Origin of the sequence: Empedobacter sp. R750 (assembly GCF_030324345.1) — a bacterium.
Taxonomy (GTDB): domain Bacteria; phylum Bacteroidota; class Bacteroidia; order Flavobacteriales; family Weeksellaceae; genus Empedobacter; species Empedobacter falsenii_C.
This window is the reverse complement of record NZ_JACAGF010000008.1, coordinates 33726-47354: the sequence shown is the minus strand read 5'-3', so window position 1 is coordinate 47354 and position 13629 is coordinate 33726. Positions and strand designations below refer to the sequence as shown.

Here is a 13629-nt window from a genome sequence, read left to right as displayed (position 1 = left end):
TATCATAAACATACTCATTATTAGTGGTTAGAATCCGTCAATCCGAGTCATACGGGTCAGAGTGTAATCTCTCGGATTGACTGTTCTAATTCTGAATAACAATTAAAAAATTATTATATCATGAAAAACAAATTTACACTTTTAGCAACAATCATTCTAACATCTGTTGCAATAAATGCACAAACGATAAAAGGTGAGGTCACAATGGGCGCTGCTTATGCAAATGATGTTTATTATGGATTGGCAGACCAATCAACAAATTCTGTAAATAGAAGCGATTGGGATATTTCATTTTATCGAAAATCGAATATGTCAACAGGAATTCGAGTGAATGATGGTGCAGGAATTCAGGTGTACGAAGCATCAAATGATTTGTCGAAATGGAATGCAATTGATGTAGCAAATTTATCGTCTTGGACTGCTTTGTATAATTCGGATACTGATTGGCAAGATGGGGCTTTCAATAATGGTTCTGCGACATATGGTTGGGGAGATTATAGTATTGCAAATCATTATGTAAATGGTTCTATCATTTTTGTATTGAAATATGCAACAGGAGAATATGTGAAATTGAAAATAGATAATTTAGCAGCTCCTTTAGGCGAATATAATTTTACGTATTCTAAATTGACGAACGGGACTTGGTCTGCTGATACAAAAGTAAATCTTGCACACAAAACCAATCCAACTAATTTGTTCAATTATTATAGTTTATTGACTGATAAAGCGGTTACACCAGAGCCAGACCAAAGTAAATGGGATTTGAAATTTACAAAATATGTTACACCACTTACAACGAATGAAGGTGATGTTGTGATGTATACAGTAACGGGAGTTTTGCAAAGTGATTTGATCAAAGTGGCGAAAACAGAATCTGGAAATCCTACTGATGATACGGCTTATGTAGCAGATATTAATGCAGTTGGATATAATTGGAAAACCTTATCGGGTTGGTCTTATGTTGTGAATCCTACGAATCATTTTATCAAAAATACATCTACGAATCAGATTTATAAATTGGTTTTCAAAACGTTTGAAGGAACTTCTACAGGGAAAATAACATTCGATTACGAAAATGTAACAACTAATTTAGGAACAACAGAATTAGCCAAAACGAAGTTTGATATTTACACGACTTCTCAACCTAAAACAATTGGTTTAGTGTACAATTCGCAAGAAGCGAAATCATCTCCATTAAATATTCAAATTTATGCGATAAATGGACAATTGGTACATCAAGAAAGGTATCAACCAACTTCATCATTTACAAATAAAACAATACAATTAAGTAAACTTTCGGCTGGAATTTACATCGTAAAAGTACAATCTGCCGATAAAGTTGAAACGAAAAAAATAGTTTTGAAATAAAGTTTTGAGTACTTTATTTGTCTCTTTGTGTGAGGTCGTCTGGAAAGGCGACCTTTTTTGTGTTTTGGAGTGAGTTAATTGTATAAAAAGACAATAAATAAAATTAATCTGCTCATTTATTTTTTGGGAAGTTTAAGAGTGATATATTGCCCAAAATTAAAATAATATGGAAGTAAATTTAAAAAATGTAGAAGTAATACTTAAAAAGACTAAAATAACTAAATCAATTTTGAATCAGTCTAATAGTTTGTCATTTAAGGAAATAGATAAAAATAATATCATCGGTTGGTGTTTTGATGGAAAATCTAAGATAGTAGTATCATATAACAATGAATTAAACACTATAGAAAAGTCAATTTTTTTAAGAAGTTGTTCTGTTATTGAAATAACAAAGGATAATTTAAAACCTGTATTAAAAGAGTTAGGTCATGATCCAGATGATTTATATTATTCATATGAAGATGATTTTTTTGATAAACATGAATTACTTGGTACTTATATAGTAAATGTTTTTAGTGATTTGAATAACAGATTGTATTATTTAGATACATATAGTGAAGTAGAGAAATTTGTTAAACAAATTGAAGAATATAAATCTAAAGTAGAATCTAGAGGAAAGTTTTATTTATAATGATTAAAGAATTTATATAGTTTTTTCTTAATAATAGTACAATAAAAACCCGATTAACATTTTCTATTAATCGGGTAAAATATTTAGTGTGAAAGTATAAGTTAGGTTAGATTCTTATTATTTCAATTCAGCAACAATCTCGCGCCATTGCTCCAATTCAGGAATACCTGGTTTTCTTTTTCCAAAGAATTGAACAATAATTTCGCCTTTGTCGTTAAAAACTTCAATCGCTGTTACAATACCATCTTCAGTAGGTTTTCTAACAATCCAAGTTGAGGCAATTTTTGACATATCCAAGTGCATATTAAAATCTGGATCTAAAATATTGAACCAGTTTTCGTGCCACATTGTACGTTTAATTTCGCCTGTATGAATCTGAATATTTCCTTTGTTTCCTGTGAAAACCATGATTGGCGTTTGCGTTTCGGCAGATTTTTCTAAGAACTGAACAATTGCTTCATTCGAAATTTGTTTTGCATGATAATCTGTCGGAGCCAAACGCAACGCTTGCGTACGTGTAACGCCGAATTTGTGCAACATCATAAAGAAATTGTGCGTGTCTTTCAACTCAACCCAAGCTTGTTGAAAACCTTCAACATCAATCTCGTTATCAGGTTTTTCTGTAACATTATTTTCGATGATTTCTGTTGCAGGAATAGTTTGTTGATCTTCGTCTTTGTATTTCTCAACCAATGCATCAAAGACTTCTACATTACTTTGCGGAACCAAATATATTTTGTGAATTGCTTCACCATCTTTCCCGAAAAATTGTAAACTTTTGCGTTCTCCATGTTCAGATTTTTCTACAACAGCAAAAGCTGTTTTCCAATGATTCAAGAAAATTCGCATATCAATATCTTCCCCAACAAAAAGTTGTGCGTGAGGCGAAGAAAAATCAGGATTCAGATAAATACCTTTGCGTTCGTGCACACATTCGTTGTTGCGCGTCAAAGCCATCACTTTTCCAAGTGACTCTATCTCTTGTAAAATCGCAGCAAATTCAGGTTTTAATTTTGTAACATTATCACCTAATTGTGTTGCTAAAAGTTCCATTTCGCTAACGCCAAGTTCTTTCGCTGCGTTACGTATTCTAATTTTAGGTTGATTTGCTTTCAAATCTTCCCATTGTTGTTTTAAATCTGTAAGTGTGTTCATTGTAATTGTTTTTTTACCGAATAAAATAAGTGGTTTTTGGTCGATTGGATTTTTACAAATGGTACAAGGAAATCTATAAATTTTGGAAATGATTTCTGGTCGGAAAACCTTTTCTGGACTGTCTTGATAAACAATTTTTCCTTTGTTCATTAAGATCACTTCATCAGCAAACTGAGAAGCCAAATTAAGGTCGTGCATCACCAAAATTACTAAGTTTCCTTTTTGTTTAAAATCATTCAGAATTTCTAACAAATTAAATTGATGAGAAACGTCCAAATTATTCAAAGGTTCGTCTAATAATAGTAGTTTTTGATTGACTTCATTTTCCAATTGCACAAAAACGCGCGCCAAATGTACACGCTGTTTTTCGCCACCAGAAAGATGAATGTAATCCCTGTCTTTTAAATGATTGATATCGGTTTTGGTCATCCAATAATCAACCGCATTGATGTCTTGTTGTTGAGGTGAATTTTGGAAATATGGATAACGTCCCATTAGCACAACTTCCTTCACTGTTAGTGGAATATCAGTTGGTTGATGTTGCGAAAATTTAGCTTTATGTTGCGGTAAATCTTCTTTTTTCCAATTTTTTAAGGCAATGTCTTTTAGTCGAATTAGGTTAGCATTTGGTTCAATTTCATTCGCGATATAGCTCAATAAAGACGATTTTCCTGCACCGTTTGGTCCAACGATTGCAATCATTTTTCCTGCTTTTGCATCAAATGAAATCGTATCTAAAATCTTGAATGATTTGTGTTGATAATTAATATTTTCTACCTTTAACATTACAATGATTTTTTATAATTCATTAAAATTGAAATAAAAACTGGTGCGCCCATTAACGAAGTTAAAATTCCGATTGGAATTTCGGATGGAGCAACCAATGTTCGACTGATTGTATCTGCAACAATGACTAAAATTGCGCCTAAAAATGCAGATAATGGAAGAATGATCACATAATTTGATTTGAAGACTAATCGTAAAATATACGGAACGATTAATCCTACAAATCCGATTGTTCCTGTAAAAGAAACAATTGTACCGACCAATAAAGCTGAAAAAACAATGATCTGTCTTTTCGTTTTTTCGACATTAATACCCAAATGTTCAGCATCTTTTTCGCCTAACATCATCGCGTTTAGTATTTTTCCTTTTCCAATTAAAAAGTAAAAACTTACACTAATCACGATTGTTAAAATTAAGATTTTGTCCCAGTTGGCACTCGCAATACTACCTAATGTCCAAAATGTTAGATTGCGTAATTCTTCTTCTGATGATAGATAGGTTAACAATCCGGTTGCAGATCCGCATAAAGCAGAAATGGCAACTCCGGCTAACAGTAAAATGGTGATATTTGTTTTTTGATGATGTGAAGAAATTTTATACACAAAAATTGTGGAACACATAGCGCCGACAAATGCCATCAAACTAAGCAATGAGTAATGGATAATTTCTGGAACAAAATCTTTGATATATCCTCCCAAAACAATTGTAATTGCAGCAAATAAAATACTTCCTGATGTTATTCCAATCAAGTCTGGAGAAGCCAACGGATTTTTGAAAATACCTTGTAGACAAGTTCCAGCAACCGCCAAACCAGCACCAACCAAAATAGACATAATAATACGTGGTAATCGTAAATCGAAAAGCACATAATAATCGCTGTCGTTGATGGCAGTTCTATTGGTAATCGCTTTATTGATGATGGATAGGATGGATTCGTTAAATTGATAAACACCCAGAAATAATGCAAGAATTGCAAGACCAAAGATGCTTAAGCTTAACAAAGAAAGATGTATTCTAATTTGCGGATACATATTGTTTTAGACTTTTTTATTTTTGAAGTAATTGATTTAATTGCGCTGCTGCTTGTCCGACACGTGGTCCAAATCCAGAAACCAATTGACCATCCATCGCGATGATTTTTTTGTTTTTTCCTGCATTTGTAGAAGCAACACCTTCTAATTTTAATACGCCGTCAACGCCACCAATACTTTCTAAGCCTTTGTCAAACATCAAAATATAATCAGGATTTGATTTTACAACCGCTTCTGGCGTTAATGGTTTGAAATCTTCAAATTCTGTAATGGCATTTTGTCCACCAGCAATTCCAATAATTTTTTCCATTGGTGTGTTTGTTCCAGCAACCATCAAGTTTCCTGCTCCACGAGCGTATATGAACAATACTTTTGGTTTTGTAGCTAAAGGTTTTACAGCTTTTAAATCTGTATCAATTTTAGTAGTAATAGCATCAAAATCTTGTTTATTTAGAGAAGTTGCAACCGTTTTTACTAACTTTTTCGTTCCTTCAACTGAATAATCTTGTTTGATAATTTCAGTTTGAATTCCAGCATTTTTTAGTTGTGCAATTTGTTCTGGATTCAAGTCTTTATCCGTTGCATATACTTTTGTTGGTTTCAAAGCCAATAAAGCCTCTATTGACAAAGAACGAGTATGTCCCAAATCTGTCGCTTTTTCCTTTACAGAAGCAGGGTAAGTACTTGTAACGTCAACACCAACAAGGTTATTTTCTTCTCCTAAATCAGCTAAAATTTCAGTAATCGCTCCATTTAAAGAAACAATTTTTTCGTTCGAAATCGTGTTCTCTGTTTTTACCTCTTCAGTCGATTCATTTTTAGCTTCTTTATTCGTGCAGCTTGCTAATAGAGCTAATATTGCAGTAGAAATAAATAGTTTTTTCATTATTATTTGTATTAAGTCTAAATTAAAATACAAATATTAGGAAAAAGATTTAGTTAGACAATATTTATTTAGAATAATTTAAAATAAATATATGCAATTAAAATTAATTGATCTGTAAATATTGTTTTAGAGATAAAAGTAATTTGATAATAATCATAGAATTGGAGAGAATAATTGTTTTTTAGTTTGTAATAAAAAATCTAAATTAGTTTTTTTAATGTGGGAAGAAATGATGAAGATTGCAATTATTAGTGACATTCATGGAAATTTATTGGCTTTGAATGAAGTTTTAAAGGATATTAAGGATAAGAATATCAATCAAATTTATTGTTTAGGAGATTTAGTTGATTTTGCACCTTGGAGTAATGAAGTTATTTCTTTTTTTATCAAGAATAAAATTCCATGTTTATTAGGAAATCACGATGACCGAATTGCTTTAGATTTACCTTTATTTCCGCTTTTACATCATGACGATATTGAAACTAAAAATAGATTTGAAGCAATTAATCATAGTAAAAGAACCATTAGTTTAGAACATAAAGAATGGTTAGGTAATTTGCCTTATCAACTTGAATTGGTATTTAAAACAGGGAATTCGTTTAAGAAAATATTACTTGTTCATGCAAGTTTAGAGACCAACGACCAATATGTTTATGAAACCGATGACAAGCAAATGATGTATTCTTTTTTGAAAGATAAAAATATAGATGCTTTGGTGATGGGGCATACGCATCAATCTTATATTCAACAGGTTTCGAATATTTTATTCATAAATAGTGGTTCTGTAGGCAGAAGCAAGGAAGATGATAGGAAAGCAACTTATACAATTCTAACTTTGGATGAGCAGAAGATTGAAGCTGAAATTGTCAAGGTTGATTATCTAATAGAAGAAGTCGCATCTGCTATTTATTCGAGTGATATTCCTGATTTTTATGGTGATTTTTTATTAAAGAAATAATCTTGGTTTTGATGCAATCAAGAATTTATAGAGGTGTCTTTTTTAAGAGGAATAATTAATTTGAAAATGAAGATGATAACTCCAATGATTTGAATAATGGAAGCTAAAAATAACATCAAATTTGCAGAAATAATAAAGTAAAAATGTGTGATTTTACACAAAATGCCAATAATAAATAGAATTGAACCACAAAGGAAAACAATTAATGGAAATGCAAATTTCATAGTTTTTAAACTTTTAAAATTCCTCTAAAACCACGAGCTGCATAATAAGATTGTGCGCCGTTGTGATAAATAAAAATAGTTCCGTAACGATAATCGCCAAATATAGCGCCGCCTAATTCTCTAATTTTTTCAGGAGTTTTTAACCAACTTGAGGTTTTTTGATCTACAATTTCTACAGCTTGCAACAAACGATATTCTTCTTCGGTCAATAATTCAATTTTCATACTTTTTGCAACATCTATCGCATTATTTTTTGGTTGATGCTCTTTGCGAGACGTCTGTCCTTCGTAATCATACGCTAAACTTCTACGATCTTTCGGACTTTCTGCCGAACAATCTACAATATAATACTCGTCTGTTTTATCCTCATAAAAAATAATATCAGGTTCACCACCAGTAATTTCCATTTGATGCAAACACCAAATTTTTTCAGGTTGATTAATGATACTTTCTTCTATTTTTTGCCAATCTAAATCTTGATGTCGATGCATATTTTTCTCAAAACGTTCTTTCAAAATCTGAATGCAGTTATTTTGTTCTATTGGAGTTAGTTCTTTTTTTGTCATAGAATTTATTGTTTTGAGAAATTATTTTTCTAACCAAATATATTCAAAAAACAGATGATTTTGGTAATTCATTTATAAAGAATAGGTTAATGAAAAATGAGTAATCTGAAAATTATATACATCATCTTGCAAATTGTATAATCTTTTGAGCTGAAGTTGTACGAAATTTGTAACATAAGATTTTGTAAATTTAAGTGAAATAAATCGCTCAAATTTGAAGAATATATTATGGAAAATACAAGTAAATTATTTATAAAAAATATGGTTTGTCATCGCTGTAAAGTAGTGGTTGGACGAATTTTGAAGATGAATAACATCGAAACAAATCATATCGAATTGGGAGAAGTTGAATTGAAAAATCCGATAAATTCTAATCAATTAGAATTGGTTCGAAATGAATTGGAAGAGGTTGGTTTTGAGTTGATTGATGATAAACGTAGCAAGTTGATTGAACAAATTAAAACATTGATTATTCAATTGGTTCATCAAGAAAATAACGAACTGAAAGTTAATTTATCTGATTATTTGAGCGAACAAACGAAGTTAGATTATAAATATATTTCGAATCTTTTTTCGGAAATGGAAGGGCAAACAATTGAGAAATATTTTATTCAACAAAAGATCGAAAAAGTCAAAGAATTAATGATTTATGATGAATTATCGTTGAGCGAAATTGCGTTTCAATTGAATTATTCGAGTGTAGCACATCTTAGTGCACAATTCAAAAAAGTAACTGGTTTAACGCCTTCTGTTTTCAAACAATTGAGCAAACATACGCGTCGACCAATTGATAAAATCTAAATTAAAAATCATGAAAAAATATAGTTTTTTAGTTATCGGAAGTTTTCTTGCTTTTGCTGTAAATGCACAGTTTAAAAATCAAGAAACCAAACAATTTCAAGTGAAAGGAAATTGTGCAAATGCAAAAGAATTAATTGAAAAAGCGGGAAATCAAGCTCGAATTTCGAAAGTAGATTTTGATGTAAACACACAAACAGCTTCGATTTCGTATAATAAATCAAAAACAAATTCGAACGAAATCTTGAAAAACATCGCGCTAGCAGGTTTTGATAATGCAGAGTATATGGCGCCTGATGAAGCTTATGCGAAATTGGAAAAAGATTGTCAATATTCTCGTGATAAAAAAATGGTGATGAATCATCAAGAAATGGATCATCCTAATCATAATCAAACTGAAACTTCTCAACAAAAAAATCAATTGTCGCACGTTTTTGATGCTTATTTTTCATTGAAAGATGCTTTTGTAAAAGCAAATGAAAGTGAAATCTCGAAACAAATTACTGTATTTTCTAAATCAATTTCTACTGTAGAAATGGGTAAACTTTCGCATGAATCGCATATGGTTTGGATGGAAGTTTTGAATGATTTAGAAGCAACTTCGAAACAATTATCTCAAGAAAAAAATATTGAAAAACAACGTTCAACTTTTGCAAAATTGTCACAACCAATGTACAAATTAGCTCAAAAAGCAAATCTTGGTTACACGGTTTATTATCAAAATTGTCCGATGTTTAATGGTGGTTCGAATTGGTTGAGTAAAGATTCAGATATCAAAAATCCTTTCTACGGAAATATGATGTTGACATGCGGAAGCACAGTTGAAACATTGAAATAATAATTAAAAAATAGAATGAAAATGAAGAATTTAAAGATAGTTTTAGGCGTTTCAATATTAAGTATTTTTGTATTAACATCTTGTCAAAATAAAACAGAAGAACCAGCAGTTACTGCTCACGAAGAACAGATGTCAGATATGATGCAACCTTCGCAAACAATGGCTTACAATGTAGGAGATAAAGTGCCGAATAAGCAAGTTTGTATGGTGAACAATGCCTATATGGGCAAAGATCAGTTTGAAGTTCCTTATGATGGAAAAACGTATTATGGATGTTGTAATATGTGTGTAGAAAGAATTCCGAATGATGAAACTGCGCGTAAAGCAAAAGATCCTTTTACAGGAAAGGAAATTGATAAAGCGAATGCGTATATCGTTTTGAAAGATCAACAAGGAAATGTTGATTATTTCGAAAATGAGGAGAATTATAAGAAGTTTAGTCAATTATAATCAATCATTCACATGAGGAAATTACTTTGTTTACTTTTTATTCCGTCGGTGATTGCTTTACAAGCACAAAAACGTGTGGAATACGATTTATATGTACGTGATACCATTGTTAATTTTTTAGGAAAAGAGAAAAGAGCGATTTCGGTAAATGGTCAAATTCCTATGCCAACTTTGGAGTTTACGGAAGGTGATACGGCTGTCATTCGTGTACATAATAAATTGAACGAAGATACTTCGTTGCATTGGCACGGCGTGTGGTTGCCAAATAAAGAAGATGGGGTTCCGATGTTGACACAAATGGGAATCAAACCTGGCGAAACGTACACGTATTCATTTCCGATTATTCAGAACGGAACGCATTGGTACCACAGTCATTCGGGGTATCAAGAACAAATTGGGATGTACGGTTCGATGATTTTGAAGAAACGCGAAAATGATCCCACTTTCCGAAAAGGAATTGATGATTTACCTACAATTCCTGTAATGTTGAGTGAATGGACAGATCTTAATCCAAAAAATATTCAGCGAATGTTGCATAATGCAAACGATTGGGCGGGAATCAAAAAAGGTTCAACGCAAAGTTATGCTGAAGCAATTCGAGAAGGGCATTTCAAAACAAAATTGACCAACGAATGGAAACGTATGTTGGCAATGGATGTGAGCGATGTTTATTACGAAAAATTCTTGATAAATGCAGCGAATGAAAGTCAACTGAAACAATTCAAAGCTGGTGATAAAGTTCGTTTACGAATTTCGAACGGTGGTGCGTCGACTTATTTTTGGTTGCGTTATGCGGGCGGAAAAATCACGGTTGTAGCAAATGATGGAAATGATGTAGAACCTTTAGAGGTTGATCGTTTGATTATCGGTGTTTCTGAAACCTATGATGTGGTAGTTACAGTTCCTGAAGGTGGTTTATCGTACGAATTTCAAGCAACTTCTGAAGATAGAACGGGTTCGGCTTCGTTGTTCATTGGTGATGGAAAGAAACAATTGATGGAACCACTTCCGAAATTGAAGTATTTTGAAGGAATGAAAATGATGAACGACATGATGAATATGGACGGAACAATGAACGATATGGGCATGAAAATGAGCTTGCAGCAAATGGACATGAATACCGTGATGTATCCCGAAATTTCTGGCGATTCGAAAAAGAGATCCAAAAAATCAAAGAAAGATTCGGCAGAAAATCATCAAGAAATGAATCATTCGGAAATGGGAGAAATGGATCATTCTTCGCATGAAAATTTATCATCAAATATCACAACATTGAATTATGGAATGCTAAAATCACCTGAAAATACAACACTTCCGAAAGATGCTCCTGTAAAAGAATTACGTTTTGAATTAACGGGAAATATGAGTCGTTATGTATGGAGTATGGATAACAAAGTATTTTCAGAATCGGATAAAATTCCAGTCAAAAAAGGTGAAATTCTGCGTATTACTTTATACAACAATTCGATGATGCGTCATCCGATGCATTTACATGGTTTTGATTTTCGTGTCATCAACAAAAATGGTGAATATTCTCCGTTGAAAAATGTGTTGGATATTATGCCGATGGAAACAAATGTCATCGAATTTCAGGCAAATACAGAAGGTGATTGGTTTTTTCATTGCCATATTTTGTATCACATGATGGGCGGAATGAACCGCGTTTTTGAAGTTGGAGATTATCAAAATCCGAATTTACCAAACAAAAAACATGCGTATAAAATGTTACAAATGGAAAGTAATATGAAGCATGTAATGGCAGAAAATGATTTTGCAACAAATGGGTTAGATGGTATGTTGATGGTGCAAGATGCACGTTGGGCATTGACTTCGGAATGGAGTATAGGTTACAAACCAGAACACGGTTACGAGGTTGAAACACATTTGGGACGTTTTATAGATCGAAATCAATGGTTTCAGGTTTTTGTAGGATTTGATTGGAATCAACACAAAATGTTAGCAGAACACGGAAATGTAGAGAAGAATATTTTTGGTCAAAAAACCGATCGTAACAAAGGTTTATTCAGTACAGGTTTTGTGTATAAGTTACCAATGTTGATTGATTTCCAGACCGAAATTTATCACACAGGAAAAGTGCGTTTACAATTCATGCGCGAAGATATTCCAATCTCGAAACGAGTTCGTGCAGGTTTTATGTGGAATACCGATAAAGAATATATGGGTGAGTTGAGTTATATCTTAAACAAAAACATGCACATCAGAACTCATTACGATAGCGATATGGGGTTTGGCGTAGGATTGCGATTAGTTTATTAGAAATATAAATAGTACAAAACAAAAAGCTTCGAGAATTTTCTCGAAGCTTTTTTATGTTTTTATAATTCTTAAAAGATTAATTCATTGCTTTCAATTCATTCAAGAAATCAACAATATCTTGTCCAGAATAATCCGCCATTCCCATTGTTGTATGTGCAATATTTCCTTTCTTGTCTAAAATAACAGTTGTTGGTAAAGAACCGTTAAAAAACTCAGTTGGAATAGATGAATTTGGGTAAACTACAGGCAACGATAATTTTTTACGTTCCATAAATTTTGCCACTTTATCACGTTTTCCTTCCACTTCAACCGTCAAAATAACGATGTCTTTGTCATCTTTTACTTTGTCATACAATTTTTGAATTGATGGCATTTCCGCAATACAAGGAGGACACCAAGTAGCCCAAAAATTCATGAAAACAACTTTACCTTTCAAATCTTCCATGTTGATTGCTTTTCCATCAGCATACACCATTTCGAATGTATAATTCGCTTCAGATTTTGGTTGAGTTGTTGGTTCAACTTTTTCTAATTTCGGTTCAAATAAGCCTAATTTCATTAAACCTTGTTGCATCATTGCTTTTGCTTCTGGCACAAAAAGTAAGACCAAAGCCAGCGCTCCTATGATAATTGTTGAATAATTTCTTTTTAACATTGCTATAAATTTGTTATTGTTTGTTCCCATTGTAATCCGCTTATATCGGTTAAAACTACTTTGTGAATTTTGTCTGAAATATCAAAATTCAGATTTGCTTTCGCACCCAAAGGTAACACCAAACTGTGTTTGTGCGGTGTAACTTTTGCTACATAATAATTCGAAATTTGTTGTTTGTCCAAATTTGATAACTCTTTCATATCCAAACTTTCAATTATTTCATTTTGATGATTATGAAAATCGATTTGAATCAAAAAAGAGCCATAAACATCCGCGCCTTCTATTCGCATTACATCAAATGAAACCTTGTTTTGATGTTGTTTTAAATTTGAGATTTCTACTTTTGGTTTGACAGATTTATTGTGCAAAGTTCCGTAAACTCCACCATGAAAAACCTGATTTGTAAACAAAGTAACGAATAAAATAAAAAAACTAAAACCTATAAAATAAGGTCTATATTTTTGGAATGAAATCGAATTCCAATTATTTTCTTGTTGAATAAATTGGTTTTTATTGAAGAAATAATCCAACGAAATTTTTCCTGAACCAGCCTGAAATAGCGTAAAACCTCCAGCTAATCCTAAAACGCCAATTTGCCATTCGTCCAAACAAGTTGTACCAATCCAGCCCGAACCAAGTAAAATTCCCATTGCCAAAAAGAAAACGGCAATACTCATGATTCGTGTTTTGTAACCAAGCATTAAGAGTAAGCCAACAACGCCTTCTACGATGGTGAAGATCCACATGTTCCAAAGCAACGCTTCAGGATTTTCGACTAAATATTGAATAAGTGGTTTGATGAAAAGGGCATTTGGTAAAAAATGATTGAATTTTTCGCCAATATAACCCGTAGCTTCTGGATCGAGTTTATTTTCTAAAATTAAACGCCTCCAAAAGGCAGAAAAGTACGTCCAACCAATGACTAAACGTAACGCCAATACAGCATTACCCATTGATAAAACAGATTTATTTTGCATGAATTTTTATATAAGTGATTGAATATTGT

Annotated in this window: 13 protein-coding genes and 1 pseudogene; 7 read left to right on the top strand and 7 right to left on the bottom strand. The window is 32.2% G+C overall.

Annotation, left to right across the window (positions count from 1 at the left end):
* Window positions 1–120 precede the first annotated feature (120 nt).
* Complete coding sequence (locus HXZ74_RS09695; protein ID WP_286475083.1) at window positions 121–1368, top strand: T9SS type A sorting domain-containing protein; 1248 nt, start codon at window positions 121–123, stop codon at window positions 1366–1368.
* Window positions 1369–1534: 166 nt separating this feature from the next.
* Window positions 1535–1999: a hypothetical protein gene (locus tag HXZ74_RS09690; protein ID WP_038334101.1), complete on the top strand. Its 465-nt coding sequence runs from the start codon at window positions 1535–1537 to the stop codon at window positions 1997–1999.
* A 117-nt stretch (window positions 2000–2116) separates the two neighbouring features.
* On the opposite strand, the gene HXZ74_RS09685 is transcribed toward HXZ74_RS09690, so the two are convergent.
* From HXZ74_RS09685 to HXZ74_RS09670, 4 genes and pseudogenes are all read right to left on the bottom strand, one after another.
* Window positions 2117–3154 (bottom strand): hemin-degrading factor, encoded by a 1038-nt coding sequence (locus HXZ74_RS09685; protein WP_286475193.1) that lies wholly within the window; start codon window positions 3152–3154, stop codon window positions 2117–2119.
* Between the two features lie 81 nt (window positions 3155–3235).
* Window positions 3236–3940 (bottom strand): annotated as a pseudogene (locus HXZ74_RS09680) (heme ABC transporter ATP-binding protein); the annotation flags it as partial.
* A complete protein-coding gene (locus tag HXZ74_RS09675; protein WP_280062733.1) occupies window positions 3940–4971 on the bottom strand; it encodes a FecCD family ABC transporter permease in 1032 nt (343 codons plus the stop codon). The pseudogene HXZ74_RS09680 and the gene HXZ74_RS09675, both read right to left, overlap by 1 nt.
* A 16-nt stretch (window positions 4972–4987) precedes the next feature.
* Window positions 4988–5857, bottom strand: coding sequence for a heme/hemin ABC transporter substrate-binding protein (locus HXZ74_RS09670; protein ID WP_280062732.1), 870 nt, complete (start codon window positions 5855–5857; stop codon window positions 4988–4990).
* Window positions 5858–6086: 229 nt separating this feature from the next.
* Between HXZ74_RS09670 and HXZ74_RS09665 the strand changes: the two genes are divergently transcribed.
* The gene (locus tag HXZ74_RS09665) at window positions 6087–6815 is read left to right on the top strand and encodes a metallophosphoesterase family protein (RefSeq protein ID WP_280062730.1); all 729 of its coding nucleotides are present in this window, start codon (window positions 6087–6089) and stop codon (window positions 6813–6815) included.
* A gap of 229 nt (window positions 6816–7044) precedes the next feature.
* Here HXZ74_RS09665 and HXZ74_RS09660 read toward each other — a convergent pair whose 3' ends face one another.
* Entirely contained in the window at window positions 7045–7605 is a 561-nt protein-coding gene (locus HXZ74_RS09660; protein WP_280062729.1) for a DUF4256 domain-containing protein, read from the bottom strand.
* A gap of 228 nt (window positions 7606–7833) precedes the next feature.
* Between HXZ74_RS09660 and HXZ74_RS09655 the strand changes: the two genes are divergently transcribed.
* From HXZ74_RS09655 to HXZ74_RS09640, 4 genes are read left to right on the top strand one after another with little or no spacing between them, the layout of a single operon-like run.
* Window positions 7834–8406, top strand: a complete 573-nt coding sequence (locus HXZ74_RS09655; protein ID WP_280062728.1) for a helix-turn-helix domain-containing protein — start codon at window positions 7834–7836, stop codon at window positions 8404–8406.
* A gap of 10 nt (window positions 8407–8416) precedes the next feature.
* A complete protein-coding gene (locus tag HXZ74_RS09650) occupies window positions 8417–9241 on the top strand; it encodes a DUF3347 domain-containing protein (protein ID WP_280062727.1) in 825 nt (274 codons plus the stop codon).
* Between the two features lie 21 nt (window positions 9242–9262).
* Window positions 9263–9691 (top strand): hypothetical protein, encoded by a 429-nt coding sequence (locus HXZ74_RS09645; protein WP_409558219.1) that lies wholly within the window; start codon window positions 9263–9265, stop codon window positions 9689–9691.
* Between the two features lie 12 nt (window positions 9692–9703).
* Window positions 9704–11968 carry a multicopper oxidase domain-containing protein gene (locus HXZ74_RS09640; protein ID WP_286475074.1) on the top strand — a complete coding sequence of 755 codons (2265 nt, stop codon included), beginning with the start codon at window positions 9704–9706 and terminating at the stop codon, window positions 11966–11968.
* Between the two features lie 76 nt (window positions 11969–12044).
* Here the strand turns inward: HXZ74_RS09640 and HXZ74_RS09635 are convergent, their stop codons facing one another.
* Together HXZ74_RS09635 and HXZ74_RS09630 are read right to left on the bottom strand one after the other, a co-directional pair.
* Entirely contained in the window at window positions 12045–12623 is a 579-nt protein-coding gene (locus HXZ74_RS09635; RefSeq protein WP_280035899.1) for a TlpA family protein disulfide reductase, read from the bottom strand.
* A gap of 2 nt (window positions 12624–12625) precedes the next feature.
* On the bottom strand, window positions 12626–13600 hold the full coding sequence (locus HXZ74_RS09630) for a TQO small subunit DoxD (protein WP_286475071.1): 975 nt from the start codon (window positions 13598–13600) through the stop codon (window positions 12626–12628).
* Window positions 13601–13629 lie beyond the last annotated feature (29 nt).